Here is a 26,171-nt window from a genome sequence, read left to right as displayed (position 1 = left end):
CCTCTGCATTGGGATCCTCGTGGTCACCTCGCTGACGCTGGGCGACGCGCCGGCCCCGGCGAAGGTCGACGACCTGACCTGGGCGAACCGCGTGTTCGAGACGGGCCCCTCAATGGCGTGGTACAAAAACTACCGCGTCCACGCCGCCACGGTGCTTGCCCTCACGGCGGTAATGCTGGTGGTGTTCTGGTAGCGACTGCCGTGTTGCCTTTCCCCTCGGCCGCCGCCTCACGCCGGCACCTGGGGATCCGGCCGCCGCGCTGAGGAGTCCAGGGGCTCCGCCGGCACGGGCTCGCTCTTGTCCAGCGGGCTGTGTCCGCAGGCCTGGCAGCGGGCGTAGCCGTCGAGGATGCGAACCGTCCACGTCGTGCGGGTGCGGCAGTGCGGGCAGTTGCCCACATGCTCGGTGACGTGTCCAATCGCCGAGTGACGAAGCCACGCATCGTACAGGCGCCGTAGGAATTTCATGAGGGGATCCCCTGGTTGTGAGAAGACCATCCGAGTGACGATGGGCCCCGATCCGGGGGCTTGCTGTCGCCGGGTCCAATCCCAAACGACGGCCCCCGTTCTCTCGCAAGCGCTTTCGGTTGCAGGAGTTTAACACAGACGGAGGCCCGACGAAGCCCAGGTTATCGAACCGTAACCAAAAGCGCTTTGGCCCTCCGATGCGAAATAGGCCCGCAGAAATACGCTTGCTCGAACGTCATCCTGAGCGACCGACAAACAGTGACAGGAGAGAATCGAAGGGGCCGCGGCAGGAGCATCCTCTAGAACTCCCTGTGCATCAAGCGGAAGCCGCTCGCAGGGGTCGTGTCCGCCCGTCTTCCGAGAGATGCACTCCAGGAGCACGCGGGCACTGTGCTCCCAGCGCTCCGCTCGGAATGACGATTTTTAACGTTGGGTTGCCGACCCACTTCGCCGGCGGTCGGTCGCCCCCCTCATTCGGCGCGTCACAGATCAGATGTGTCCCCTACGCGCAACCCTCATTTCGGGGCCTACGTACAAGAGAATTCTCGGATGCGTTCGAACGAATCTTCTCAACAAGGAATGAGCGACGACACGACCACGCTTCTCGTGGAGGGCCTCAGCGGGGAGGGCCCGGGCGACATCGTGGGCGCCGTCGCGAACGCGGCGGACGTGGATCCTGACGCCCTCGGGGCCATCGACATCGACGGCGGCGCGGCCACGGTAGACGTACAGCCCGGTGTGGCCGGGCGCATCGTACAGGCCCTCGACGGCGGGCGCATCGGTACCTCCACCGTCTCGATTGCCCGGCTCGAGGAGGAGGCCGAGCCGGCCCGCCAGTACGCCGACCGGCTCACGGGCCTCGTGGAACTGGAGCGCGAGGCAGAGAAGCGCCGCCACGAACGAGAGATCAAGACCCTCTCGGGCCGCGAGCGCGAAGACCGGGGCCGGGCGCTGCTCCGCATGCGGGGCCGCGACGAAGGCGAGGGCCTCGGCGGCCACCACGTCAAGTTCATGCGCGAGCAGAAGGGCCAGCCGCTCCCCGACCACGAGATCCGCGTGGGCGACCTCGCGATGGTCTCGAAGCAGGACCCGCTCCGCGACGACAATCCGACCGGCACGGTCACACAGGTCACGAACTACTCCGTGACGGCCGCCTTCGCCCCGAAGCCCGACGGATGGGTCTTTGGAAAAGGATTGCGCGTGGACCTCTACGTGAACGACATTACGTATCGGCGCATGCAGGACGCGCTGGCGCAGCTCCCGACAGCCGACGGCGCCCTCAAACGACTCCGGGACGTGTGCACCGGCGTCGCGTCGCCCGCCACCACCGCCCCCGTAGAAGTCAACACCTGGCACAATCCGGCCCTCAACGCGTCGCAGCGGCGGGCCGTCCGCGCAGCGCTGGCCGCCGCGGACGCGCACCTAATCCACGGCCCGCCCGGCACCGGCAAGACCACTGCGGCCGTCGAAATCATCCAGCAGTGCGTAGACCGTGGCACGTCGGTGCTCGCCACCGCCGCCTCCAACACCGCCGTCGACACCCTCGTCGAGGTCCTCGTCGAGCGGGACGCCGACGTGGTGCGCCTCGGCCACCCGGGCCGCGTGGCGCCCCCGCTCCAGGAGCACACCCTTGACGCCCGCCTCGAGGACCACGAAATGTACCGGCGCTCGCAGGCGAAGCGCGAGGAGGCGTTTGCCCTGCTCGACCGCCAGGAGGATCTGACGCACCCTTCGGGCCGCTGGCGCCGGGGCATGTCCGACCGCAAAATCACGGAATTGGCGGAGCAGGGCCGCGGGTCGCGCGGGGTGCCCCCGGAGCGCATTGAGGAGATGGCCGACTGGCTCGACCTCCAAGACCGTGCAGATGTGCTGTTCGAGAGGGCCGAGCAACTGGAGCAGGCGGCCATCGACGACGTGATCGCGGCCGCCGACGTGGTGTGCAGCACCAACTCGACTGCGGGCAGCGACCCACTGGACGGCCACACCTTCGACATGCTCGTGATCGACGAGGCGACACAGGCCACGGCGCCCTCCTGCTGGATTCCCATGACGCACGCCCGTCGGGCCGTCCTCGTGGGGGACCACAAACAGCTCCCGCCCACCATTTTACATCGGGAGGCCGCCGAGAACGGACTGCAACACACCCTCTTCGAGCGCCTTGCGAAGCATCACGAGACGGATCCGGATGCCCCCAACGCCCTCCGGAGTCTTCTCCGCACGCAGTACCGCATGCACGAGACAATCATGGGCTTTCCCAACCGCGCCTTCTACAACGACCGGCTGGAAGCCGATGACACGGTGCGGCACCACACGCTGACCGACCTCGGCGTGACCCAGCAGGCCCTCCCTGCCGATGTGCGCGGCGACATTCTTGCTCCGGCAGCGCCGCTCGTCTTCGTAGACACGTCGGACCTCGAGGCCCCTGAGCACCAGCGCGCCGGCTCCTCGTCCCACGAGAACCCCCGCGAGGCCGAGATCGTAGTGCGGCTGGCGACCGATCTGCTGGAGGCGGGCATGGCCCCGGAGCAGATGGCCGTCGTCTCGCCCTACGACGATCAGGTGGACCGTATGGACCGCGCCCTCGCCCTGGACGCCCTCGAGGTCGACACGGTCGACGGCTTCCAGGGACGCGAGAAGGAAGTCGTCCTGGTCTCGCTCGTCCGCAGCAACGAGCGCGGCGCGATTGGCTTTCTCAACGAGCCGCGCCGCTTCAACGTGGCCGTGACCCGTGCCCGGCGCAAGGCGGTGGTCGTAGGCGACGCCAGCACCGTGGCGGCCGGCGATGTGTTTGACGCGTTCATTCGGTACGCCAAAACCGAAGGACGCACCCTCCAGCTTTGACGCTCCCTCGTCGCCACGGGGTACAACACGGGGTATAAAAGGCCCTACATCCATGGCCCTCCGAAAATCGAGTTCCGCTGCGGTTCCGGGGCACAGTTTTTGTTCTGACAGGGAAGAAGCCGTCCGCATCGAGCGGCCCCTGTGCGGCCAGCCCGCAACCGCCATCAATGCGGGGCGAGCCCGGGGCCCGGCGGGAGGGGCCCGACTGCAGGCCCGTTGACATCTGTCCTTTTCGCCGGCTCGAGTCTCCAAGCCCCCACTGCTCGCTTCCATTCTCAGCCACATAGAATCGATCGACAGCCCCGACCGGAGAGTGCCGCCTCCCCTTTGGCTCCCGAAAAAATTGTCAACTTCCAAACCATTCGACGACTTTAACATCTAAGAAAGCCCCACCACTCGCTGGTCCTCGGGCCAGCATTCTTCATCACCACCCCCCATTCGAGACATGAGTGAAGTACAAGCCCCCTCTCGCACTGAGAAAGAATTGATCGAAAAGTTCGGCAACATCTACGAGTCCTACGGCCTTCGGCGCCTACAGGGGCTGATCGTCGGGCTTCTTCTTACGAAGAGTGACCCGGTCTCCCTTGACGACATGGTCCGGATCCTGGATCGCTCGAAGGGTCCGATCTCCATCTCCGTACGACGGCTCGACGAGATGGACCTCGTCCGCAAGGTGGAAGGCCCGAACAACCGGCGGAACTACTACGAGTCTCACCCCAACATTTTCTTCAACAACTTCAAATTCAACATGCGGACGGTCCGGGAGAACCGGGCGCTCGCCGAGCGCTTTCTGAACCGGATTGATTCCAGCGGGGACGAGACGGAGAAGACCAAAAGAAGCCTCGAGCACATGGAGGCGTTCTACGACCTCATGGGGTCGTTTTTCGAGGATTTCGCCGAGCGCTGGTGGGAGGTAAAGCAGGAACGCCTCGAAACAGCGTCCGACCAGGAGGCCGTGACCCCTCGCTAGTGTGATCGCTCCGAACACCTCGGACCACAGCGCCCCGGCAGCGCCCCCAGGGCCGGGTCCATGGGACATCGGCCCCGGTTCTGTCTACAAGTCGTCGCTCGATCGCGGAGGGCGTCCCGCACCGAAGGCCCCGTAGCCCGTGCTGGCCTGCCCCGAGCGGACTTTCCCTTTCGAGGGTCCTGGGGTCTTCGTGGGTGACGCGAGGACCGGGACAGGCCTGCTCGTTTCTCTCATGCTTTTCTGCATCCATGCGCACGCTCTTCCTGCTCATCCTCGGCTCCCTCCTCTTCGCCGCCTGCACGACGGTGAACGTCCGCCCGGGCGACACGGCCGACGAGCCGACCGCTCCCCCGACCGAAGCGTCTTCGTCCGCCGACGACGAGACGACCGATGGGGACGACGGAGACGACGATCCGTTTGCGTCGTGGGACGACACCCTGGAGGACACCCGGACGATTGACGGCTTTCTTCCCCTGCACGAGAAAGATGACGGGACGCTTTACGCCGAAATCCCGTCGGAGCGGATGGGCACCCCGTTCGGCCTGACCCTCCACGTCAGCCAGGGCGTAGGGGTGTTCAACCTGCACGACGGACTGCCCCTCAGCGACACGCGACTGATGCAGTTCCGCCGCGTCAACGAGACGGTGCACCTCGTCCACCGCAACGTGCGCCTCCGAGCGGACGCGGGCCCGATGCGCACGTCCCTGGAGGACAACACGGCGCATTCCGTCGTGGAGGCCTTCGACATCGTCAGCCGCAACGACTCGACCGGGCACCTGCTGATCGAGGTGTCCGACTTCCTGGTGTCGGACTACCCCGAGATCGGCGACCGGCTCAAGCTGTACTTCGGCGGCGCCCCGGCCACCCTGCAGCGGGACAAGAGCTACGTGACGGAGGCCCGGGGCTTTCCTGAAAACACGGAGATCGACGTGTCCCTCACCTACCAGGGCTCGTCCGCGCCGCTGATTGGGGGCGAGGCCGTGCCCGACTACCGGGCCGTGCCCGTGGGGGTGCGGTACTCGCTGTTCGAGCTTCCGGAGACGAAGATGCAACGGCGCCGCGCCGACGACCGGGTGGGCTACTTCGTCGACGCGATGAAGAACTTCTCCCGCGACCGGGCAAGGGACCCCTACGTGCGCTACGTGCAGCGCTGGCGCCTGGCCCCGAGCGACACCGCCGCCTACAGGCGCGGCGAGCTCGTGGAGCCGGCCGAGCCGATCGTGTATTACGTGGACCGGACCGTGCCCGAACGATACCGCGAGTACGTGCGGCGGGGGATCGAGGCCTGGAACGAGGCCTACCGCGCCGCCGGATACAAAAGCGCGGTCGAGGCCCGGATGGCCCCGGACGACCCCACGTGGAGCGCCGAGGACATTCGCTACTCCACGGTGCGGTGGACCGCGGCCCACCAGATGGGCTACGCCATCGGCCCCTCGCAGACGGACCCGCGGACGGGCGAAATCCTGAACGCCGATGTCCTCATCTCCTCCTCGTTCGTCCGCGGCTGGCAGAACACCTACGACCAGATTACCCCCGGCCCAAATGCCGACACGGCGCCTTCCGCCCACGGCCCGGTCACGGCTCGCACCCCCAAGGCCCTCCGCGAGATGCTATCGCCGGAGCTGGCCCGGCGGGCCTGCTGGGCGGAGCGGGGCATGGCGCAGCAGATTGGCCTGCAGCGCACCCTCCTCTTGGCCCGCGGGACGATTGCCCCCGGGGAGCCCATGCCGGACGACTACCTCGGCGCCGCGATCAAGGACCTCGTAATGCACGAGGTGGGCCACACGCTCGGCCTGCGCCACAACTTTAAGGCCTCGTCGGGCATCCCCAGCGACGAGCTCCATGACGAGAGCTACACCGAGGAGCACGGGGTCAGCCTCTCGGTCATGGACTACGCCCCGGTCAATGTCGCGCTCGACGAGGAGGAACAGGGCCACTACTGGAACCCGAACGTGGGCCCCTACGACGAATGGGCCATCCAGTACGGCTACATGCCGATCGCCGAGCAGTCCGAGGGCGGCCCCCTCAAGCGGAACGGCTCCCTCGCCGACACGGCGGCGGCCGCGGAGGCAGGCCTCGACAAGATCGCGGCCACGTCGAGCGACCCGATGCACCGCTACGGCACCGACGAGGACAACTGGCTGGGCGGGTACGCCGTGGATCCGCTGACGAACGCCTGGGAGCTGGGCAACGACCCGAAGGCCTTCGCCGAGACGCGCGCGGACCTCGTTCAGAAGGTGATTCCGAAGCTCGAAGACCGACTCATCGCCGAGGGCGACCGGTACTACCCGCTCCGCCAGGCCACGACGGCCCTCCTCATGGAGCGCTACCGGTCGCTCCTCCCCGTCACGAAAACGGTCGGCGGCAGCTACGTGGCGCGCGACCACAAGGGAACCCCCGACGCCCGCCCGCCGCTTCGGCCCGTGTCGGCGGAGGAGCAGCGCGAGGCCGTGCAGCTTCTCGTGGAGGAGGCCTTCGCGCCCGACGCCTTCGAGTTCGACCCGGACCGGCTCAACAAACTGGCCCCAAACCGGCAGGCCCACTGGGGCACCTCCCCGAGCCTCCCCGTCGACTACCCCGTGCACCGCCGCGTGCACACCGTGCAGAGCAACCTGCTCCGCGAGCTGCTCCATCCGGCCCGCCTGCAGCGCATGATCGACACCGAGGCCCGCACCCCGGACGGCGACGGGTACACGCCGGGCCCCCTCTTCCAGACCCTGACGGACGCCATCTGGAGCGAGCTCGATGCGAACGCCCCCCGGCCGGGTCCCATCAACTCGTTCCGGCGCCCGCTGCAGCGCACCTACGCCGACGTTTTGATTGAGCTCATGATGGGCACCACCAGCTGGATCACCATCACCACGGCCGGCGCCGACCAGATCGACGCGCCCGAGGACGTGCGCTCGATGGCCCGGCTGGAGCTGAGCGAGCTGTCCTCGCAGCTCGACACGGCCCTGGAGGCCTCAAGTCTCGACGCGGAGACGCGAGCCCACCTGTCCGAGACGAAGGCCCGCATCGACCGGGCCCTAAACGCATCGGTGGACCTGGGGCCGTAGGACAGGGGCGCGCCGACGGCCCCACACCACTGTCCTCTCCGTCCGGCGGGGAAATGTCCATCGACGTGCATCCGGCGGGACGAGGAGCGGCGCCGTGGGTCTCCCCTCTCCAGTGTTGCTCCGGAAAACCACCGACCGGGCCAATCGTTAAGTATTTTTGACTCCTCCCCCGGCTAAAGCCGGGGGATTCTTCACGGGCTTCTCTGCCCTTATCCCACGGGTCTGCATCCCTGCCTCTGGACCTGTCGGTCCTCAGAAGAGGTCTTACGTGAACTCGCCGGGTTACACCGCATGTGCGGACGATACCGCACCCCGGTGGGCGAAGCCATGACGGACCGTTTAGGTCCTTCGCCAGCTACTCGGAGAGAAGAACCTGTCGGTTCGTCACCTGTCGGTTCCTCCGGCCCGAGATACTTCTGTCGGATATTGGCTGCACCTACGATGTCTCGATGTCCCTCGAATCCACACCCGCAGATGTATTCTCTGCCGTGTGGCTTATACCTGTTTCCGCAAGACGGGCACGTCTGTGACGTGTAGGCTTCACCGACGCGCTGGACGGTCATTCCATGCAGTCGCGCCTTGTACTCAATCATTCTGACGAACTCGCTGTAGGCCCACTGGTGGAGCCGTTGGTTCGCCTTTGATCCATAATCCAGACCTTCTCGGATTCCTGTCAAGTCGCCCACTACGACCGTTCCGACCCGTGTCTCGCGCAGGGTCTTTATCAGTCGCGTGGACTGCTTGTGTAGGAGATCCCTGATCTGGTTGCGGATCTTCTTGGTCTGTCGGTCCTTGGCTCTGGCCAGTCGTTTCCACTTTCTGCTTCCGTATTCTTTCTGGTCAATCTTCGAGTCGAGACGTGCTTTCGTTCGGTTCTGCTGCCGACGTAGGCTGCGAAGCTCTCTGCCGTTGACGGTCCAAGACTCGCTGCCAGTGTGAACAGCAGCAAGATGAATCTCGCCAATATCGATCCCGGCAATCTTGTCGCCTTTCGGCTCTTCGTTTTCTTCAACCTTGTACTGGCACCGAAGCTCGTACTGGTCGCCATCCCAGCCGATTTCGACGCGCTTTGGTTCTCGGCCTGAAGCAACTGCTTCAGATGGCCAATCAATCAGCACTGGATCTTCTCCACGTCCATTCGAGAGACGAAGCACGCCGTCGTCTCGAAGCCGGATTGCGGAGGACTTCCACTGGACTTTGAAATATCGTTTCTGCTTGTACGGTGGACGTAGCCCTTCGTAGTTGCCACTCTTCCGCTTCTTTCGCCATGATTTTAGGCTATCATAGAAACTGTCCGCTACAGCCTGAGCAGACTGGCTATGCAGTCCGCCGTAGCCCTTGCAGTACATCGTTTGGGCCTGACCCTTGGACAGCCAGTAGCCTTGGCGGTCTACAAATCGCCAATGCCACTTCGCCACAGTGGACCAAAGATCACCCGCTCGCCGCGCAAGGCGGTCGAGTTGATCGGTTCGGCCCAATTTGAGTTTGCGAGTTAGGTACATAGCGTTTTGTCTCACTGCGTTCGACGAGAAGAGTCGAAGAACCGACAGGTTCATGTCCCACCTGAAGAAGGGACCTTTACTGCTCTTCTCGCGCTCTACTCAATAATGTAACCGACACGTTGGTCCCTGCATCGCCCCCGTGCCCAACATCGGCGTCCTCGGCCGCGCCCCCCGTCGGCACGTTCCCGGCACACGCGTCCCGGCTGTCGTTACAACGCCCCTGTCCCTCCGTCCTGTTGCTCACGTCCCCTTCGCACTCATGCCGTTCGACGACCAACTGCACTCTGACACGTCCGCACTGTACACGGACCTCTATCAGCTCACCATGCTCCAGGCCTACTGGCGGGAGGACATGGACGAGCCGGCGGTGTTCGACCTCTTCGTGCGCCGGCTGAAAGACCGAAACTACCTGCTGGCCTGCGGGCTGGAGCAGGCCCTCGAGTTTCTGGAGACGCTTTCCTTCTCGGAGGAGGCCCTCGATCACCTCGCCACGCACGACGCGTTCGACCCTGCGTTCCTCGACTGGCTGTCCGGCTTCGCGTTTACCGGCGACGTGTACGCCGTCCCCGAGGGCACGCCAGTCTTTCCCGACGAGCCGCTGGTGGAGGTCGTCGCCCCCATCGGGGAGGCCCAACTGGTCGAAACCTTTTTGCTGAACCAGCTCACCTTCCAGACGACGATCGCCTCGAAGGCGAGCCGGGTGGTGGAGGCCGCTCGGGCCGACGGCACCGACCGGCTCGTGGCCGATTTTGGAATGCGCCGCACGCACGGCACCGACGCGGCGATGAAGGCGGCCCGGGCGGGGTACATCGCCGGGGTCGACGCCACCTCCAACGTGGCCGCCGGCCAGGCCTACGACCTGCCGATTACCGGCACGATGGCCCACAGCTACATCGAGGCCCACGACTCGGAGAGGGCGGCCTTCCAGGCCTTCTCGGACCTGTACCCGGAGACGATCCTGCTGGTCGACACCTACGACACGCTCGACGGCGTGCGCAAGGTGATCGACCTCATGGACGAGACGGGCGACGACGTGCAGGTGCGCGGCATCCGGCTCGACTCCGGCGACCTCGGGGAGCTGGCCCACACGTCCCGTCGCCTGCTCGACGAGGCGGGCCTCACCGACGTCCTAATTTTTGCCAGCGGAGGGCTCGACGAGCACAAGATTACGGATCTGCTCGACCGCGGCGCCCCCATCGACGGCTTCGGGGTCGGCACCCGGATGGGCACCTCCGAGGACCAGCCCACCCTCGACAGTGCCTACAAGCTGTCCGGCTACGCCGGCACGCCCCGCATGAAGCTCGCCACCGACAAGTCGAACCTGCCGGGGCGGAAGCAGGTCGTTCGTCAGTACGAGGACGGCACGGCCGTGCGGGACGTCATCGCGACCGAGGACGAGCAGATAAACGGGGCGCCGCTGCTGGAACGCGTGATGGCCGACGGGGAGCGCACCGAGGCAGGGGCCGCCCGGCCCCTGGACGCCATTCGGGAGCACGCGGCGGCGCGACGCGCCGAGCTCCCGCCCCACCTCCGGTCCGCCACCACCTCCGACCCGGACTACGCGACCGTCCTCAGCGACGCCCTGGAGGCACGACTCGAAGACACCCGCGACGCCCTGAAGCAAACGATGGCCGCCGAGGCAGCCTAGCAGTGGCCTCGTGCACACGTTGTCTCATTTCTGTCCGCGTCCCCATGGAGGCTTCTCTCCCGGACTTCCGTCCGTCCGACCCGGAGGCGCCCCGCCTCCGCACGCTCGAACGGTACGACGTCCTTGAGGCCCCGCCCACGGACGCATTCGACCGCATCACGCGCCTGGCCACCCGCCTGTTCGGGGTGCCGATCGCCATGATCAACTTCATCGACCAGGAGCATCAGTGGTGCCTCTCCGCCCACGGGCTCGCCCCCGGGCGGGCGGACCGGGAGGTTTCCTTCTGTGCCCGCGCGATCCAGCAGCGGGACGTCATGGTGGTGCCGGACGCGCACGAAGACCCTCGGTTTGCCGACAATCCCTTCGTGACGGGAGAGCCGCACATCCGGTTCTACGCCGGCGCCCCGCTCACGGCCCCGAACGGGTACCGACTGGGCACCCTCTGCCTGATCGACGACGCGCCGCGGTCCTTTTCCGACGAGGACCGGGACACCCTCACGGACCTGGCCGGGGTGGTGATGGACGAGCTTACCCTGCGCCACTACGCCTCGGGCCTGGATGCCTCCCGCCAGGCCCACCGCGAGACGAGCGAGCAGCGGCGGCGCATCCTGGAGAGCATTACCGATGCCTTCATGGCCCTCGACGAGGACTGGACCCTCACCTACGTCAACGCCCAGGCCGAGGCCTTGCTCGAACGGCCCCGCGAGGAGCTGGTGGGCCGGTGCGTGTGGGACGAATTTCCAGACGCCGTCGGGTCTACGTTCCAAGACAAATACGAGACCGCCGTTGAGGAGGCGCGGACGGTCGAGTTTCTGGAATACTACTCGCCCCTCGACCGCTGGCTGGACGTGAAGGCCTTTCCCTTCGAGGGAGGGCTCTCGGTGTACTTCGACGACGTGACCGACCGGGTCGAGGCGGAGGAGAACCTCCGACGCGAGCGCGACCTTACGGAGGCGATCCTGGACACGAGCGTGGCGGCCCTCGTCATCGTGGACGCCGACGGCCACATTTCTTTTGCCAACGAGCGCGCCGGCGAGATTCTCGGCGACACGCCCGACGCGCTGACCGGCATGCGCTACGCCGACACCGGCACGCTCGCCCCCCTCGACGGCACCGAGCTGCCCCCCGACGAGTGGCCCTTCCGGCGCATCCTGGACACCCGACGGCCCCTCTCCGATGAACGATACGTCTTTCGGCGCCCCGACGGGGAGACCCGCTCCCTTTCCGTCAACGCCGCGCCCCTCTACGACGCGAACGACGACATTCGGCAGATCGTCTTCTCAATCGAGGACATCACCGACCAGGTCCAGTACGAGCGCGAACTGAAGGCGGCCAAGGAGGAAGCCGAGCGGGCCAACCAGCTCAAGGCGGCCTTCCTGGCCAACGTGACGCACGACCTGCGCACCCCCCTTTCCTCCATCATCGGCTCGGCGGAGATGCTGGCCCAGTCGGCTCCGGCGGAGTGCCAGGACAGTGTCGACCGCATTGAGCGCGGCAGCCGGCGCCTGCGCGACACGATCAATTCGGTGCTCGACCTGTCGAAGCTGGAGGCCGGCGCCGTGGCCCCGGCCCCGACCCCCGTCGACGTGGCCGACGAGGTGCTGGGCACCGCCGAGCTGTTCCGGCCGCAGGCCCGAGAGCAGGACGTGACGCTCACCACGGAGGTCGCGGACGATGCGCTCCGCGCCGAGCTCGACCCGACGATGCTCCACCGCATTACCGACAACCTCGTGGGCAACGCCCTCAAGTTCACGGACGCCGGCGGAACGGTCACGCTCCGGGCCTACGCCGACGACGCGACGATCACGATTGAGGTGAACGACACCGGCCCCGGCATCGACGCGGACTTCCTTCCACAGCTGTTCGAGTCTTTTTCTCGGGGCGACAACGCGAGGGAACGGGAGGGAACCGGGTTGGGACTCCCCATCGCAAAACGCCTGACGGAGCTCATGGGCGGCACCATCGCGGTGGACACCGAACAGGGCGTCGGCACGACGTTCGCCGTCCAATTTCCACGCTGAGAGCGTGCACAGGGGGATCTAAGCCGCGGGTGCGGGTGGAGCGCATGGAAGTCTCCTCCGCTGAGCGCCAGACATGGGCGCCAGACAAGGCCGCTCCGGCACCGCTTCTCCAACCGTTCAGTCCACTCACCGCCTCCACCACACCGATGACCATTCGCTGGGGCATTCTCGGGACCGGAGAGATTGCCCGTCTCGTCGCCGACGACCTTGCGCTGCTCCCCGATGCGGCGCTGACCGCCGTCGGCTCTCGGGCCCAGCAGCGGGCCGACGCGTTCGGCGACACGTTCGACGTGCCCCGTCGGCACGGCTCCTACGAGGCCTTGGTGAGCGACCCCGATCTCGACGTCATTCACGTGGCGACCCCGCACTCCGCCCACCTTAAGCACGCCACGATGGCGCTGGAGGCCGGGCACGCCGTCCTCTGCGAAAAGCCCCTCGCCCTGAACGCCGCGCAGGCCGGGCGGCTCATCGAGACCGCCCGCCGGCAGGATCAGTTTCTGATGGAGGCGATGTGGACTCGCTTCCTCCCGGTCATGGACGACGTACATCGCCTCGTCCACGAGGAACAGGCCCTCGGCGACGTGCACCTGCTCCGGGCCGACATCGGCGTCACCCAGCCCTTCGACCCCGACCATCGCCTCTTCGACCCGGCCCTCGGCGGGGGGGCGCTGCTCGATCTCGGCGTGTACCCCATGGCGTTTGCCTTCGACCTGTTTGGCCCCCCGGCCGCCATCTCCTCCTCGGCGGTCCTCGGCGAGACCGGCGTCGACGAGCAGTGCGCCGCCATCTTTCGCTACGATGACGGGACGCAGGCGGTGTGGCACGCCTCGGTGCGGGCCGACGCCGGGCGCACCTGCGTGCTGGCCGGGGCGGAGGGCCGCCTCCACGGCACGCGGTCCTGGTGGAAGGGCGCGCCGTTCGAGCTGACACGACACGACGGCACGACGGACTCCTGGGCCCGCCCGTACGCGGGGAACGGGTACCAGTTCGAGGCCGCCCACGTCATGACCTGCCTCCGCGAAGGGCGCACGGAGAGCCCCGTGATGCCCCTTGACGAGAGCCACGCCCTCCTCCGGACGACGGATGCCCTCCGGGCCGAATGGGGCGTCACGTACCCGCAGGAGTCGTAGGCCGTCTTCTGGCCTCATTTGCCTACGGCGCCAAACTTCACGCCCGGATCGGCGTTGATGACGCGGAAGACGGGAAGGGACAGCTCGGGCCTCCGGGTCGCCCGTCCCACCTTCTCGCCGTTTCCTTCACGTGTTTGACGCCCCCATGCAGTCCGTTCGCCACTCCGTTCCGCTGGTTCTTCTCGTCACAGCCCTCTTCCTGGGCGGGTGCTCGTCGCTGAGCAACACCGAGAAGGGCGCCATCATCGGCACCGGGGCCGGGGGCGCGGCCGGGGCGGCCGTCGGCAAGGCGGCCGGCGGCACCGCGGAGGGCGCCATCATCGGGGCGGCCGTGGGGGGCGCGGCCGGCGCCATCATCGGCAGTCGCATGGACACCAAGGCCGAGGAGCTCGACGAGGAGCTCGACAACGCCGATGTGGAGCGGGTCGGCGAGGGCATCAAGGTGACGTTCGACAGCGGCATTCTGTTCGACTTCGACTCCGCCGACCTGCGCGGCGAAGCCCGTCAAAACCTGAGCGAGTTCGCCGAGAGCATGCAGGAGTTCGAGGAGACCAACATCCTCGTCGTGGGCCATACCGACGCCAAGGGCTCGGAGGAATACAATCAGAAGCTCTCAGACCGCCGGGCAGAGTCGGCCACAAGCCATCTGGTCGAGCGCGGCGTCGCTCCAGGCCGCCTCACGTCCGTGGGGCGGGGCGAGACCGAGCCCGTCGCCTCCAACGAGACGGAGGAGGGGCGCCAGCAAAACCGGCGCGTGGAGGTCGCCATCTATGCCAGCGAGGAGTACCGGGAGCGCGTGCAGGAACGTGCAGACAGCAACGACGGCCGGTAACGACGCTCGCCAGCGCGCCTCTCCGCTGCCCCGGCCTCGCCTTCTTTCCCGTTCAGCTACGGAAACAGACGGGACGCCGACCACAGGAAGGGCGACACTGAGGTGGACACCGCGGTGGGGGAGAGAACGTGCCTCACCGTCCGCCTCCCGCAGCCAGACTCCATCCCACTCTTGGCGGACGCCGCCCCCCCGGTCAGCCTGCTTCGCCGCGGAGGTGCCAGCGTCCCAGTCGCTGCTCCAGCTCGTCCAGCACGAACGCCGCACACTTCCGTCCCAGGCGTGGACACAGCGGAAGCGGCGTGCCCGCATCCTCGGGATAGCCGTACGTGAGTTGACACGACGCCCCCTCCTCGATCGTGCAGAACACGTCGTACACGTTGCCTCCCACGTGCTCCACCGTGACCTGGAGATGCATCCCAAGCCGCCCCTTACACTGCACCTGAATCTCCATTGGCAGCTCGGAATCGGTGCAGGTTACGTCCATGTCGTACAGCTCGGCGCACCGCTGGGAGAGGGCCGATTCGAGACTGCGGTAGATGACATCGGCGACCTGATCCAACGATTTCGGAGTCTCCGTGGGGCGTGAGTAGACACCAGTCATGGGTCGGTGGATCTCATGGCGTGAGGACAGGGTCGGCGCCCGGACGGGACCTTGGCCCCGACTGCAGCACACATGCCCCGCATCGAATCCCGTACGGGCTTGGACGGAGCCCGACCCGCGCCCATAGGAACCCCCGGGGTACATTTTGTTCACAACTTTGTACTCTTTGTAAAGCCAACCCTGCGCGAATGATCCCGTGCGCGATGCCTCACGCCGTCGAGCCGTTGCGGGGCCGGGACCGTTCAGGGGCGGACCCGTCTCCAATCGCCCACTACTGCTGCCCGCGCGGGGCGGGCGTGGGCGGGGCCGGCTCGGGCAGGACCGGGCTTTCGTCCGACAGGCGCTCCAGGGCCGCCTCCACGGCGCGGTCGAGTTGCGGATCGGCCCCGTTGATGACCGCCCGCGGCTGCTGGGTCACCTGAATGTCGGGCGTCACGCCTTCGTTCTCCACGGCCCACTCGCCGTTACGGTCGTAGAAGCCGCCTCGGGGCACGGTCAGATACCCGCCGTCGATGAGGGGCGGGGTGTCCCAGATGCCCACGAGGCCGCCCCACGTGGTGCGCCCCACCGTGGGCCCGAGGTCCTCGCGCTTGAACATGTATGGCAGGAGGTCGCCCCCGGAGCCGGCCGCCTCGTTCGTCACCATCACCTTCGGCCCCCAGATGCCCGCGCCGGGCGTGGTGAACGGGTCGCGGTCGCCAATCGGGTTGTTAAAGAAGCCGTGCAGGTCGCGCGCCATGACGTCGATCATGTAGTCGGCCGCCGAGCCCCCACCGTTGAACCGCTCGTCGATGATGATGCCGTCGCGGTCCTGCTGCGAGAAGTAGTAGCGGTTGAAGTTCTCGTAGCCGGCCTGGGAGGTGTTCGGCACCCACACGTAGCCGAGCTGTCCGTCGGAGGCCTCTGCCACGCGGCGGCGGTTGTCCTCGACCCACGCCTGCGTGCGGAGCCCCGCCTCGCTGCTCACCGGCACGACCGTCACCTCCTGGGCGCCCTCTCGCGTCGGCGCGTCGTTTACGAGCAGCGTCACCTGCCGGTCGACCTGTCCCTCAAAGAGGCGGTACGGGTTCATGTCGGCCGTCAGGGCAGTGCCGTTCACCGCGATCAGGTAGTCGCCCTCGCTCACGTCGAGGCCCGGCGCCCGGAGCGGAGCCCGGAGGTCCGGATTCCAGCTCTCCCCGTCGTAGATGCGCGCGAAGCGGTAGCGCCCGTTCTCCGCCTCCAGGTCGGCCCCCAGCAGGCCGGTGCCCGGCCCCTCGATCTCCGGCATGTCGCCGCCCCCCACGTAGGTGTGGCCGAGCGAGAGCTCCCCGATCATGTTGGCGATCAGGTAGTTGAGGTCGGCCCGGTGGTGCACGTCGTCGAGCCACGGCTCGTAGAGGGTGCGAATGGTGTCCCAGTCGAGGCCGTGGTAATTGTCCACGTAGAGGTAGTCGCGGTACAGGCGCCAGGCCTCTTCAAAGAGCTGCTCCCATTCGGCCGTCGGGTCGACCTTCATTTCCATTCCGGAGACGTCGATCGCCCCATCACCCGCGGACGGATTGCCGGCCGTTTCCACGATGCCCCACTGCCCCCGTGCCTGGTAGAGGGCCTTCTGCCCGTCGTGGGAGACCGCAAACTGCGTGACGCCGCCGAGGTAGGGCTGCGCCTCATCGGCGCCGAGCCGGTAGCGGTGAATTTGCAGGCCGGGCGCGTCGCCTCCCGTTTCGCCGAAGAAGAGGGTGCCTTCGGTGGCGGCATAGAGGCCGCTGTACGTGCTCACCGGCACGTCGAGGGACAGGATGCGCTGGTCGAGCCCATCGGGATCGATCGTGACGTCGCTCTCTTCCTCGCCGTTCTCGGTTTCGGCGTCGGCCTCCTCCTGTCCCCCCACCGGTTCCTCGTCGCTCTCGGGCAGGAGGGGCGAGGGCGTGTCGGCATCGAGCACCGCGAGGTACAGCCCGCGCTCCACGTCACGCTCGTACGAGCTCATGTCGAGCCAGCCGGTGTTGAGGCCGTAGTCGGTACTGGCCATGAAGTAGAGGTAGTCGCCGCTCTCGTCCCAGGCGGGGTGCACCGCGTCGGCCATGCCGTTGGTGAGGGCGAGGCTCGTGTCCCGCTCCAGCGAGTAGGCGTAGATCGTGCGGAACTGATTGTGCATGCGCTTCGCGTAGGCGATCCAGTCGCCGTCCGGCGACCACTCGGGGTTGAGCGAGCGCTGCGGATGGGCGTAGAGGTCGTAGTCTACCTTCGTCAGCGCCTCGCTCTCCACCTCCAGCACCCAGAGGGTGCGGTCGGCGTCGGTAAAGAGCAGGTGGGAGCCGTCCGGGGACCACTGCGGGCGGTAGTAAAACGAGGGCGGCAGGTCGATCGCCCGCGGCTCGTCCTGGCCGTCCTGCGGGCCAATCATGAGCTGGTACTCGCCGTTGCGGTCCGAGAACCAGGCCACCTGCGAGCCGTCCGGCGACCAGGCCGGAAAGCGGTCCGCCTGTGCGGGCGTCCCCGACAGGTTGCGCCAGTCCCCCTCCTCCGCGGGCACGGTGAAAATCTCGCCGCGCGCCCCGAAGACGGCCCGTACGCCGGTGGGGGATAGATTGGCGTTCATGATGTCGCCGCCGACCTCCGTCCACTGCGCCTGCGTCCACGGGAAGTCGCCCTGCACGGTGATGTCGAGCGGGGTGGACTCCTCCGTTTCCAGGTCGAGCCGGTGGAGACGCCCTCCCTGCTCGTAGACGAGCGTGCCCTCGGCCGCGCCCATCGTCTTCACGTCGAACTCGGTGTGGGACGTGAGGGCCTGCACCGTGCCGCGCTCCACGTCGTAGGCGTGGACGTTGCGGACCCGGTCCGTGCGGTCCGAGACGAAGTAGATGGTGTCGCCGACCCAGAGGGGGCGCGTGTCGATGCCGCCCTCAAAGGGAATCTCCGTCGTGCCGTAGTCGTCGAGGTCGATGACCCAGAGCGGGTGCGTCTGCCCGCCGCGGTAGCCGCGCCAGTGGTCCTGCCAGCGCTCGATGGGCTGGTACACCATCCGTTCGCCGTCGGGCCCGTAGCGGCCCACGTCGGCGCGGGGGATGGCGAGCGGGGACGGCGTGCCGCCCTCCCTTGAGACGGTCCAGAAGCGGCTGTAGGAGGCCGGGGCGCTGTCGCGGCCCGACGTGAAGAGGACTCGGTCCCCGTCCGGCGCCCAGCCCTGCACCTCGTCGGTGCCGGGGTGCCAGGTGAGGCGCTCGGGCGTGCCGCCGTCCACCGGCACCACGTACACGTCCGTCTGCCCGTTGTACTCGCCGGAGAAGGCGACGTGCTCCCCGTCTGGCGAGAGACGGGGGTGGGAGGCGACGCCCGGAAAGCTGGTGAGCCGCGTGGCGTCACCGCCGTCGTGGCCCACGCGCCACAGCTCCCCGGCGTGGGCAAACACGATATGACCCGGGCTAACGGTGGGCTGGCGAAGGAGCTGCGTGGCATCCTGCGCGGCGGCCGGCGACACGAGGGCCGCGACGAGAGCCACGACGAGGCAGTGACGAAGGGCGGAGTACAACATGGGCGGGGTGCAGGGTGTGCGCCGAAGTACAGGGAGAAGTGGTTTTTTCAAAGTGCTGGAGCGACGATCAGAATGCAAGTAGGTTGCCTTCATGCTCCGCGACCAACATCTTGGGAACGCCCGGCGGCCCTTTCGCCCTTTGTGAATCGCCTCCGCCGCAATGCAGGTCGAGACGCACCATACCGACGAGACGCTGGTCCTTGCGCCGGTGGGGGACTGGACGCTCGACCGGCCCCTGCCCGACGTGCAGACTGTCGTGGTGAACGCCGCCCCGTCGAGTCCCGTGACGGCGATTGCGTTCGACACCTCCGAGCTGGGTGATTGGGACAGCAGCCTCGTCACGTTTCTCTTCGAAGTTGCCGACTACGGCCGGGCCCACGACCTGAACGTCCAGACCGACACGCTTCCCACTGCCCTCAAGCGGCTCGTCGCCCTCTCGCAGGCCGTGCCGGAGGAGGACACGGCACCGGACGCGGGGCCCCCCTCCCTCCTTGCCCGCCTCGGCCACTGGGGACTGGACGCGTACGATGAGGCACACGCCCTCGTCACCTTCTTGGGCCAGGCCCTCCGCAGCGTGGGGGCCGTCCTCACGGGCCGCGGCCGAATGCGCTGGCGCACCTTCGGCGTCGCCCTGCAGGAAAGCACGGCCTCGGCCCTGCCCATCGTCACGGTCATCAGCCTTCTCGTGGGCCTCATCATCGCGTTTCTGGGGGCCGTGGTGCTGCAACGGTTTGGGGCCGACTACTTCGTCTCCTACCTCGTCAGCTACGGCATGCTGCGGGAGCTGGGGGCCCTCATGACCGCCATCATCATGACGGGCCGCACCGGGGCCGCGTTCGCCGCCGAGCTCGGGAGCATGAAGGTGAATGAGGAGATCGACGCGCTGGAAACGTTCGGCATCTCGCCGATCGACTTCCTGGTGACGCCCCGCATCCTGGCGGTGGTGGTGGCCCTGCCGATGCTCACGCTCTACGCGGACGCGCTGGGCATCCTCGGCGGCATGGCCGTCGCCGTGACCATGCTGGACCTCACCACCACGCAGTTCCTCACGGGCCTCCTGGAGCCGGTCGTGCTGTCCGACGCCCTGGTGGGCATCTTTAAGGCCGTCGTGTACGGCGGCATCATCGGCCTCGCCGGGTGCATGCGGGGCCTCCAGGCCGGGGACGACGCCTCGGCGGTGGGCCAGGCCACGACCTCCGCCGTCGTCACCGGCATCATTCTCATCGTCTTCGCCAACGCCGTCATCGACTGGGCCGCCGCCGTGCTCCAGTTTTAGGAATGCACGGTTGAAGGTGTGAACGGATGGATGGGTGAACGTGTAGCCTCTAGCCCTCCATACATACGTCCTTGCCCCCCGCATACGTCCATACCTCTGAACGTCCACGCTTGCCTCCGTGCCTACCGACATCCCCGCCATTTCGGCCGAGGACCTCGTGCTTGCCTTCGGGTCCTTCGTGGTGATGGAGGACCTCACGTTTGACGTGGGATCGGGCGAAATCTTTGTCATCATGGGCGGGAGCGGGTCCGGCAAGAGCACGCTGCTCAAGCACCTGTTTGGGCAGATGCACCCCTCCGCCGGCACGATTCAGATCGACGGGCGCGACCTGTGGGCCATGAGCGCCGACGAGCGCGCGGCGATGCTTCGTGAAATGGGCATCCTCTACCAGGAAGACGCGCTCTGGAGCACCATGACGCTCGCGGAAAACGTGGCCCTCCCCCTCGAGGAGCACACGACACTCGAGTCTGGGGACATCGACCGGATCGTGTCGCTCAAGCTCGCCCTCGTGGGCCTGCGGGGGTTCGAGGACTTTCATCCCCACGCGATTAGCGGGGGCATGCAGAAGCGAGCGGCCCTGGCCCGGGCCATCGCCCTGGACCCCGACCTGCTGTTCTTCGACGAGCCGACCTCCGGCCTCGACCCGATCAGTGCCCGGCGCCTCGACGACCTCATCCTGCAGCTGCGCGACAGCCTCAACACGACCGTCGTGGTGGTGAGCCACGACCTCGAAAGCATCTTTACGATCGCCGACCGCGCGCTCTACCTCGACATCGAGACCAAGACCATGACGGCCCTCGGCCCGCCCGAGGACCTGCGGCGCAACCCACCCAACGAACGCGTGTATCAATTTTTGACACGGTCCCTCGGCCGCGACTAGGGCCGGGCCCTTCTCCATTCGACGACCTGCTCTATGGGGCAACGTGCCAATCCCACCCTTATCGGCCTCTTCGTCGTCGGCGCCCTCGTGCTCGCCGTCGTGGGGGTGGGGGCGTTCGGCTCCGGACAGTTCTTCGAGCAGCGGACGACATTCATCAGCTACTTCGACGAGTCGGTGAACGGGCTGGACGTGGGCGCCCCGGTCAAGTTCAAGGGCGTGCCGATCGGGGAGGTCACCGACATCAACCTGCGGGTGGACCTCGAAAACGAGACGTTTCAGGTGCCGGTGCAGTACGCGATCAACCTCGACCCTGTGACGGACACCACCGGGGCGCGCCTCAACCTCGACGACCCGGCCCTGCTCCGCGACCAGATTGAGGACGGACTGCGGGCGCAGCTGCAGCTCGAGAGCATTGTGACCGGCAAGCTGTACGTCGAGCTTACGTACATCTCCGACCCGGACTCGGCCGTGCTCGCCCAGGGGCCGCCGTCCCGCCTCTCCATTCCGACCGAGCTCTCGCCCCTCGCCAAGCTCGGGGAGGGGGCGTCCGGCCTCGTGACGAACCTGCGCCAGTTCGACGTGACGCAGATCAACGAAAACCTGGTCACGTTTCTCGTCAACGCCAACGACAAGCTGGAGGCCCTCGACGCCGAGGCCATCAACCGCTCGGCCCTCACCACCATCGCGTCGGTGCGGGAGGTGGTCGAGTCCGACGAGGTGCGCACCACGCTGCAGGACATGCCGAAAGCCACCGAGCGGCTCCGAGCCACCATCAAGGACGCGCAGTCCCTCATTCAACGGCTCGACCGGGGCGTGGAGCCGACGGCCGACGAGCTCGAAAAGACGAGCCGGCAGCTCCGGGAGACCCTAAAACGCATGCGCCGCACGATGACCGAGGTGGACCAGACCCTGTCCACCGACTCCGGCGTCGGCTACCAGATGAACGAGGCCCTCTCGAACCTGTCGGAGGCCACGGAGGCCCTGCGGGTGCTCATCCAGTCCCTGGAGCGGAACCCCAGCATGTTCCTCCGCGGCCGCGAAGAACCCCCTCCCCCGAACGAACAGTAGTTGCATGACCGTGTCTTCTGCTTCCCTGTTTCTGCGTCGGCTCGGGCTGGGCGTCCTGGCCGTGGGCCTGGTCGGGCTCGCTGTGGCGGGGTGTGTGCGCCTGCTGGAGCCGCGCACGAGCGACGCCACCTATCACCTCCTCGACGGCGCCTCCTCTTCAGATACGACGTCGGCAGACCCCGCCCCGGCAGACACGACCGGCCTGCGGATTGGGCTGCGCACCCCGCGCCTGGCGTCCTACCTCGACGAGACGCGCATCGTGACGCGCCGCGGCCCCAATACAATCGAATTTTCCGAGTTTCATCGGTGGGGCGAAGACCTGGACCAGGGCATCGGCCGTACCGTGGCGCGCGCCCTGGAGGCGCGCCCGGGCGTCCAGTCGGTAGAGACGGTGCCGTGGCCCCGCGGCGCAACGTTCGACCACCTCCTGCAACTGCAGGTCTTCAGGTTCGAAGGCGCAGGGCCGCGCCCCCCGGGCCCGGACGCCGACGACGACGCGCCCCCGCCGGAGGGCAACACCCAGATGCGCGTGCGATGGACCGTCCTCGACCCCACGGACGAGACAATTCAGGCCCGCGACCAAACCGCACACCGGACGGCCGACTGGCCGGTTACGGACTACGGCGCCCTCACGTCTCGTCTCGGGACCTCCCTCCAGGTGCTGGCCGACAGCATCGGCGCCCGCCTAGACGCCCTCAACCGTCGATGAGCCCCTACGTGGTCTTCCAGTCCAGCCAGCCGGAGAGGCCAAAGTAGAAGGCCGGGTAGATGAACGACACCCACAGCACCCAGTCGCCGCCCCACGCCGGCAGCTCGGGGAAGGTGGGCAGCAGCGCCAGCAGCAGCCCGAGCCACGCGACCCCCCCCACCGTGACGATGGCGCGCCACGGCGTCGGGGCCGCGTTCGGGTAGACGAAGCGGACCGGCACCAGCGTCAGGACCGTGAGCGTCAGGACCGACCCCAGCGACATGTAGGCCCCGACGACGCCGTACTCGACGGCGAGCAGGCCCACGTAGTACGCCACCACGTTCCAGTACGACGGGAAGCCGAGGAAGAAGCCCTCCTCGCTCTGCTTCGCCGCGGTGTTGGCGAACCCCAGGAGGCTGGCCACCATCGCGAGCGTGACCCACAGGCCGTCCCAGCCGGGCAGCCAGTCCATTCGCCACACGAGCACCAGCGGGATGAACGTGAACGTCAGGTAGTCGACGATCAGGTCGATGGTCTGGCCCAAAATGCGAGAGGCGTACAGCTTCACGTCCCACAGCCGCGCCAGGGGCCCGTCGGCCGCGTCGATGAAGACCGCCAGCGTGAGCCACCCGAAGACCCACCGCGGGTCCAGGTCGACCCGCACGACCTCCCGCATGGCCAGAAACGCGAACGCCACCCCCGACGCCGTAAACAGGTGCACGAGGTAGGCGCGCACCTTGCGGCCCAGCCGGATTCGTTCGGACCGGTCCTTCAGATCGCTCAAGTCAGTGGATCCCATGCGGATCGTGCCCTCTGCGGCGCCGGTCTCAGCGGTCGCACATGCGCGGGAGGAGTGGTGAATGTTCTTTGTTTACAGACGAGGCCCTGCAGGTGTCCATGACGAAACCGCAATATTAAAGCGCGACCTCCCCTCCATTTCGCAGGGACCCGCGGCGACGACGGGCGCCAGCGCTCACTTCTCCTTGAAGACCAGCGTCAGTGGAACGCCCTCGAACCCGAACGCGTCCCGCAGCGCCCCCTCCAGGTACCGCTCGTAGTCGGTGCGAATGCTCTCGGGGTGGTTGGCGAAGAAGACGAACACGGGCGGCGCCGTGCGCACCTGGGTCACGTAGTTGATGTTGACAAAGGCCCCGCTGCTCGTGGTGGGCGGATGCTTTTTTTCCATGGCCGCCTGCACCGCGTCGTTAAGGGCACTGGTCTGCACGCGCTTCTCCCGCTCCTCCGCCACGTCCAGGGCCGTGTCGAGCAGCTCGTACACCCGCTGCTTGGTGACGGCCGACACGTACACGAGGGGCACGTGGTCGAGCGTGCCGAGGTACTGCCGCAGGTACTTCGTGTACTGCTTCATCGTCCCGTCGTCCTTGGGCACGAGGTCCCACTTGTTGACGGCCACCACCATGCCCTTCTTGTGCTCGTTGACCTCCGAGAGCACATTCAGATCCTGCTTGTGCAACTCCTCGGTCGCGTCGAGGACGAGCACACACACGTCCCCCGCCCGGATCGCCCGCTCGCTGCGGACGGTCGCGTAGAACTCGACCCCCTCGGTCTTGGAGCGCTTTTTCATGCCGGCCGTGTCCACGAGCATGAGCTCCCGGTCCTCGTACTGTACCAGCGACTGCACCGTGTCGCGCGTGGTGCCGGGCCTCTCGGTGACGATGGCGCGGTCGAACCCCAGCGTGGCATTGACGAGCGACGACTTGCCCGCGTTGGGCTTGCCCACGAGTGAGATCCGCACCCGATCCTCGTTCGTCGCGTCCTCGGTGCCGGGCAGTGTGTCGACGAGCACGGCCATCATGTCGTCGACGCCCCGCTTGTTGGTGCTGCTCACGGGATAGACCTCCCCCAGGCCCAGCTGATAAAACTCGCTCGCCGCCCACTCACGCTCCTCATTGTCGGCCTTGTTGGCGACGACCATGACGGGCGTCTCGGTGGGCCGGAGCACGGTCGCAATCTCCTTGTCCATCTCCGTGATGCCGGTCGTCACGTCCACCACGAAAAGGATGACGTCGGCGTCCTCCAGGGCAATCTCGGCTTGCTCACGGATCGCCCGTTCGTAGGGGTCGTCGGAGCGCGGGACGTAGCCGCCGGTGTCGACGAGGGGGACGGTGTGCCCCTCCCACTCGGCCTCGCCGTAGACGCGGTCGCGCGTGACGCCGGGGGTGTCTTCGACGATGGCCTGGCGCGAGCCGGTGAGGCGGTTGAAAAGGGTGGACTTGCCGACGTTTGGCCGTCCGACGATGGCTACGAGCACGGCAGGGAAGGGGGGATGGGGGCCGACTTACGACTGGAGGGAGCGCATGAGGGACAAGAGCATTTTGCTTTCTACTGTTGTCCCGCGGAGCAGATCATCCCGCGTGTCCTCCGTGATATACGACAACCGCTCTGCAATGGTGATTTGTGTTTCCACTTCAAGCAGCGAACTACGTGCCTGCTCCAGGTAGTACACGTACTGGTCGCGCGAACTGTATCCCCAGCCCTCGGCAATATTCGATGGAATCGCCACCACCGCCCGACGCAGCTGCGAGGTCAACTCGTACTGCTCTCGATCCGGAAAACGATCCGTCACCTCGTAGACCCGCTCCACGAGCATAATTCCCCGCTGCCATACCTCCAAATCCCGATAGCTCTCCACCGACCCGCGCTTTGACATGGCAGCTCTCGGCATTATGGCAGGCAGTCATCCCTCTCTTCCCCCTTACCACTTCCCTCTTCCCCCAAGAAGTTAACGTCGTTCCTTCCAGTCCAGGTAGAGCGCCCGCGTGCACATGAAGGCCGACTCGGCGGTCTGCGTGGTAAACCAGTAGTTGACGCCCGCCCCGACGGCGGCCCCGGCCAGCGGCACCGTCTGGCCCAGCTTGCGCTCCAGGAGCGTCTTCGCAATCTCGCGCGGCAGGTGGCGGTTCTGGTCGCGGAAGGTGCCGGACACGCGCCCCGCGTAGTCGAGGTCGTCGGCAAAGGCCGCCGCGGCCACGCTCACCTCGCGCAGCGCCTCGTTGCGGGCCTCCCGCCCCCCCGACGCCGCCACGTTGAAGACCGACAGCACGAGCGGCCGAAACATGGGCCCCTCCAGCGAAAAGCCGTAGCTGGCGGCGATCTGCTGGATCAGGCGCAGGTTGATGGTGAAGAGGAGCGGGATGTCGGCGGCGACAAAGGCCGTGCCCGCGAGGCCGGTGCCCCCGCCCCCCAGCGCCGCGAGGATCGTGTTCTGCCGGAAGCGGCTGCGGGCCAGCTCGTCGAGATCGGCGATGGGGCGGTTGCGGAGGTCCTTGACCGATTCGGCGGGGAGGCCCCGGTCCTCGGCCGCGGACAGGATGTCCTCCGACGCGTGCGTCCACTCCGAGGCGTCACTGAGGGTGGACAAGAACTGCTCGATCCGCTCGGTCACCTGATCCATCTGATCGGGCGACACGACCTGCTCCACGGCCCAGTCCACCGGCCGCATGGCCCAGTCCATGGCCTGCGACGCCACGGAGGCGTCGGCGTGTTGCCAGTCCTCAATTTCGCGGCGAACGGCTTTTTCGTCGTCGGTCAGTCGCATGGCGTTGGGGGAAACACAGGGCACGGACTTGTTTGCGGGTTTGACTTCTCCCCCGGCTGAAGCCGGGAGATTCTTCGCGTTCTACACAGGCTGCCGTGAGGTCTTACGCTTGCT

The 26,171-nt window shown here is 67.0% G+C and carries 19 protein-coding genes and 1 pseudogene; 12 read left to right on the top strand and 8 right to left on the bottom strand.

The window, feature by feature from the left end:
• Window positions 1-193, top strand: a pseudogene (locus V5A20_RS05490) (sodium/glucose cotransporter 2); the annotation flags it as partial.
• A gap of 35 nt (window positions 194-228) precedes the next feature.
• Here the strand turns inward: V5A20_RS05490 and V5A20_RS05485 are convergent.
• A complete protein-coding gene (locus V5A20_RS05485; protein WP_332326885.1) occupies window positions 229-468 on the bottom strand; it encodes a hypothetical protein in 240 nt (79 codons plus the stop codon).
• 579 nt (window positions 469-1,047) lie between these two features.
• Between V5A20_RS05485 and V5A20_RS05480 the strand changes: the two genes are divergently transcribed.
• The 3 genes from V5A20_RS05480 (at window position 1,048) to V5A20_RS05470 (ending at window position 7,335) form a co-directional block, all read left to right on the top strand.
• Window positions 1,048-3,309 carry an IGHMBP2 family helicase gene (locus tag V5A20_RS05480; RefSeq protein WP_332326884.1) on the top strand — a complete coding sequence of 754 codons (2,262 nt, stop codon included), beginning with the start codon at window positions 1,048-1,050 and terminating at the stop codon, window positions 3,307-3,309.
• A gap of 445 nt (window positions 3,310-3,754) precedes the next feature.
• Window positions 3,755-4,279 carry a GbsR/MarR family transcriptional regulator gene (locus V5A20_RS05475; RefSeq protein ID WP_332326883.1) on the top strand — a complete coding sequence of 175 codons (525 nt, stop codon included), beginning with the start codon at window positions 3,755-3,757 and terminating at the stop codon, window positions 4,277-4,279.
• Window positions 4,280-4,527: 248 nt separating this feature from the next.
• On the top strand, window positions 4,528-7,335 hold the full coding sequence (locus V5A20_RS05470; RefSeq protein ID WP_332326882.1) for a zinc-dependent metalloprotease: 2,808 nt from the start codon (window positions 4,528-4,530) through the stop codon (window positions 7,333-7,335).
• A 209-nt stretch (window positions 7,336-7,544) separates the two neighbouring features.
• Here the strand turns inward: V5A20_RS05470 and V5A20_RS05465 are convergent, their stop codons facing one another.
• Window positions 7,545-8,837, bottom strand: coding sequence for an RNA-guided endonuclease InsQ/TnpB family protein (locus V5A20_RS05465; RefSeq protein ID WP_332326881.1), 1,293 nt, complete (start codon window positions 8,835-8,837; stop codon window positions 7,545-7,547).
• Window positions 8,838-9,096: 259 nt separating this feature from the next.
• Here V5A20_RS05465 and V5A20_RS05460 point away from each other — a divergent pair, with 259 nt between their 5' ends.
• The 4 genes from V5A20_RS05460 (at window position 9,097) to V5A20_RS05445 (ending at window position 14,468) form a co-directional block, all read left to right on the top strand.
• Window positions 9,097-10,485 carry a nicotinate phosphoribosyltransferase gene (locus V5A20_RS05460; RefSeq protein WP_332315803.1) on the top strand — a complete coding sequence of 463 codons (1,389 nt, stop codon included), beginning with the start codon at window positions 9,097-9,099 and terminating at the stop codon, window positions 10,483-10,485.
• 44 nt (window positions 10,486-10,529) lie between these two features.
• Window positions 10,530-12,506, top strand: coding sequence for a sensor histidine kinase (locus V5A20_RS05455; RefSeq protein ID WP_332326880.1), 1,977 nt, complete (start codon window positions 10,530-10,532; stop codon window positions 12,504-12,506).
• A gap of 146 nt (window positions 12,507-12,652) precedes the next feature.
• Window positions 12,653-13,636, top strand: coding sequence for a Gfo/Idh/MocA family protein (locus tag V5A20_RS05450; protein WP_332326879.1), 984 nt, complete (start codon window positions 12,653-12,655; stop codon window positions 13,634-13,636).
• 145 nt (window positions 13,637-13,781) lie between these two features.
• Complete coding sequence (locus V5A20_RS05445; protein WP_332326878.1) at window positions 13,782-14,468, top strand: OmpA family protein; 687 nt, start codon at window positions 13,782-13,784, stop codon at window positions 14,466-14,468.
• A 193-nt stretch (window positions 14,469-14,661) separates the two neighbouring features.
• Here V5A20_RS05445 and V5A20_RS05440 read toward each other — a convergent pair whose 3' ends face one another.
• The gene (locus V5A20_RS05440; RefSeq protein WP_332315807.1) at window positions 14,662-15,069 is read right to left on the bottom strand and encodes a hypothetical protein; all 408 of its coding nucleotides are present in this window, start codon (window positions 15,067-15,069) and stop codon (window positions 14,662-14,664) included.
• Window positions 15,070-15,340: 271 nt separating this feature from the next.
• Entirely contained in the window at window positions 15,341-18,586 is a 3,246-nt protein-coding gene (locus V5A20_RS05435) for a S41 family peptidase (RefSeq protein ID WP_332326877.1), read from the bottom strand.
• Window positions 18,587-18,746: 160 nt separating this feature from the next.
• On the opposite strand from V5A20_RS05435, the gene V5A20_RS05430 reads away from it, so the two are divergent.
• From V5A20_RS05430 to V5A20_RS05415, 4 genes are all read left to right on the top strand, one after another.
• A complete protein-coding gene (locus tag V5A20_RS05430; protein WP_332315809.1) occupies window positions 18,747-19,862 on the top strand; it encodes an MlaE family ABC transporter permease in 1,116 nt (371 codons plus the stop codon).
• A 118-nt stretch (window positions 19,863-19,980) separates the two neighbouring features.
• Complete coding sequence (locus tag V5A20_RS05425) at window positions 19,981-20,742, top strand: ABC transporter ATP-binding protein (protein ID WP_332315810.1); 762 nt, start codon at window positions 19,981-19,983, stop codon at window positions 20,740-20,742.
• Window positions 20,743-20,775: 33 nt separating this feature from the next.
• Complete coding sequence (locus V5A20_RS05420) at window positions 20,776-21,810, top strand: MlaD family protein (protein ID WP_332315811.1); 1,035 nt, start codon at window positions 20,776-20,778, stop codon at window positions 21,808-21,810.
• A 4-nt stretch (window positions 21,811-21,814) separates the two neighbouring features.
• Window positions 21,815-22,519, top strand: a complete 705-nt coding sequence (locus tag V5A20_RS05415; protein WP_332315812.1) for a PqiC family protein — start codon at window positions 21,815-21,817, stop codon at window positions 22,517-22,519.
• Between the two features lie 4 nt (window positions 22,520-22,523).
• On the opposite strand, the gene V5A20_RS05410 is transcribed toward V5A20_RS05415, so the two are convergent.
• The 4 genes from V5A20_RS05410 to V5A20_RS05395 form a co-directional block, all read right to left on the bottom strand.
• Window positions 22,524-23,297 (bottom strand): CDP-alcohol phosphatidyltransferase family protein, encoded by a 774-nt coding sequence (locus V5A20_RS05410; protein ID WP_332315813.1) that lies wholly within the window; start codon window positions 23,295-23,297, stop codon window positions 22,524-22,526.
• 174 nt (window positions 23,298-23,471) lie between these two features.
• Window positions 23,472-24,770: a ribosome biogenesis GTPase Der gene (gene der, locus V5A20_RS05405; protein ID WP_332315814.1), complete on the bottom strand. Its 1,299-nt coding sequence runs from the start codon at window positions 24,768-24,770 to the stop codon at window positions 23,472-23,474.
• Between the two features lie 27 nt (window positions 24,771-24,797).
• On the bottom strand, window positions 24,798-25,169 hold the full coding sequence (locus V5A20_RS05400) for a four helix bundle protein (RefSeq protein ID WP_332315815.1): 372 nt from the start codon (window positions 25,167-25,169) through the stop codon (window positions 24,798-24,800).
• 72 nt (window positions 25,170-25,241) lie between these two features.
• On the bottom strand, window positions 25,242-26,057 hold the full coding sequence (locus tag V5A20_RS05395) for an EcsC family protein (protein WP_332326876.1): 816 nt from the start codon (window positions 26,055-26,057) through the stop codon (window positions 25,242-25,244).
• Window positions 26,058-26,171: the final 114 nt, after the last annotated feature.

Origin of the sequence: Salinibacter sp. (assembly GCF_036626415.1) — a bacterium.
Classification (GTDB): Bacteria; Bacteroidota; Rhodothermia; order Rhodothermales; family Salinibacteraceae; genus Salinibacter.
The sequence above is the reverse complement of the archived record's forward strand: the minus strand, read 5'-3'. Positions and strand labels throughout refer to the sequence as shown.

Excerpts from the sequence above, each read along its gene's own strand:
- V5A20_RS05485 (WP_332326885.1), bottom strand. The coding sequence starts at position 468 with ATGAAATTCCTACGGCGCCTGTACGATGCGTGGCTTCGTCACTCGGCG.
- V5A20_RS05480 (WP_332326884.1), top strand. The coding sequence starts at position 1,048 with ATGAGCGACGACACGACCACGCTTCTCGTGGAGGGCCTCAGCGGGGAG.
- V5A20_RS05475 (WP_332326883.1), top strand. The coding sequence starts at position 3,755 with ATGAGTGAAGTACAAGCCCCCTCTCGCACTGAGAAAGAATTGATCGAA.
- V5A20_RS05470 (WP_332326882.1), top strand. The coding sequence starts at position 4,528 with ATGCGCACGCTCTTCCTGCTCATCCTCGGCTCCCTCCTCTTCGCCGCC.
- V5A20_RS05465 (WP_332326881.1), bottom strand. The coding sequence starts at position 8,837 with ATGTACCTAACTCGCAAACTCAAATTGGGCCGAACCGATCAACTCGAC.
- V5A20_RS05460 (WP_332315803.1), top strand. The coding sequence starts at position 9,097 with ATGCCGTTCGACGACCAACTGCACTCTGACACGTCCGCACTGTACACG.
- V5A20_RS05455 (WP_332326880.1), top strand. The coding sequence starts at position 10,530 with ATGGAGGCTTCTCTCCCGGACTTCCGTCCGTCCGACCCGGAGGCGCCC.
- V5A20_RS05450 (WP_332326879.1), top strand. The coding sequence starts at position 12,653 with ATGACCATTCGCTGGGGCATTCTCGGGACCGGAGAGATTGCCCGTCTC.
- V5A20_RS05445 (WP_332326878.1), top strand. The coding sequence starts at position 13,782 with ATGCAGTCCGTTCGCCACTCCGTTCCGCTGGTTCTTCTCGTCACAGCC.
- V5A20_RS05440 (WP_332315807.1), bottom strand. The coding sequence starts at position 15,069 with ATGACTGGTGTCTACTCACGCCCCACGGAGACTCCGAAATCGTTGGAT.
- V5A20_RS05435 (WP_332326877.1), bottom strand. The coding sequence starts at position 18,586 with ATGTTGTACTCCGCCCTTCGTCACTGCCTCGTCGTGGCTCTCGTCGCG.
- V5A20_RS05430 (WP_332315809.1), top strand. The coding sequence starts at position 18,747 with ATGCAGGTCGAGACGCACCATACCGACGAGACGCTGGTCCTTGCGCCG.
- V5A20_RS05420 (WP_332315811.1), top strand. The coding sequence starts at position 20,776 with ATGGGGCAACGTGCCAATCCCACCCTTATCGGCCTCTTCGTCGTCGGC.
- V5A20_RS05415 (WP_332315812.1), top strand. The coding sequence starts at position 21,815 with ATGACCGTGTCTTCTGCTTCCCTGTTTCTGCGTCGGCTCGGGCTGGGC.
- V5A20_RS05410 (WP_332315813.1), bottom strand. The coding sequence starts at position 23,297 with ATGGGATCCACTGACTTGAGCGATCTGAAGGACCGGTCCGAACGAATC.
- V5A20_RS05400 (WP_332315815.1), bottom strand. The coding sequence starts at position 25,169 with ATGTCAAAGCGCGGGTCGGTGGAGAGCTATCGGGATTTGGAGGTATGG.
- V5A20_RS05395 (WP_332326876.1), bottom strand. The coding sequence starts at position 26,057 with ATGCGACTGACCGACGACGAAAAAGCCGTTCGCCGCGAAATTGAGGAC.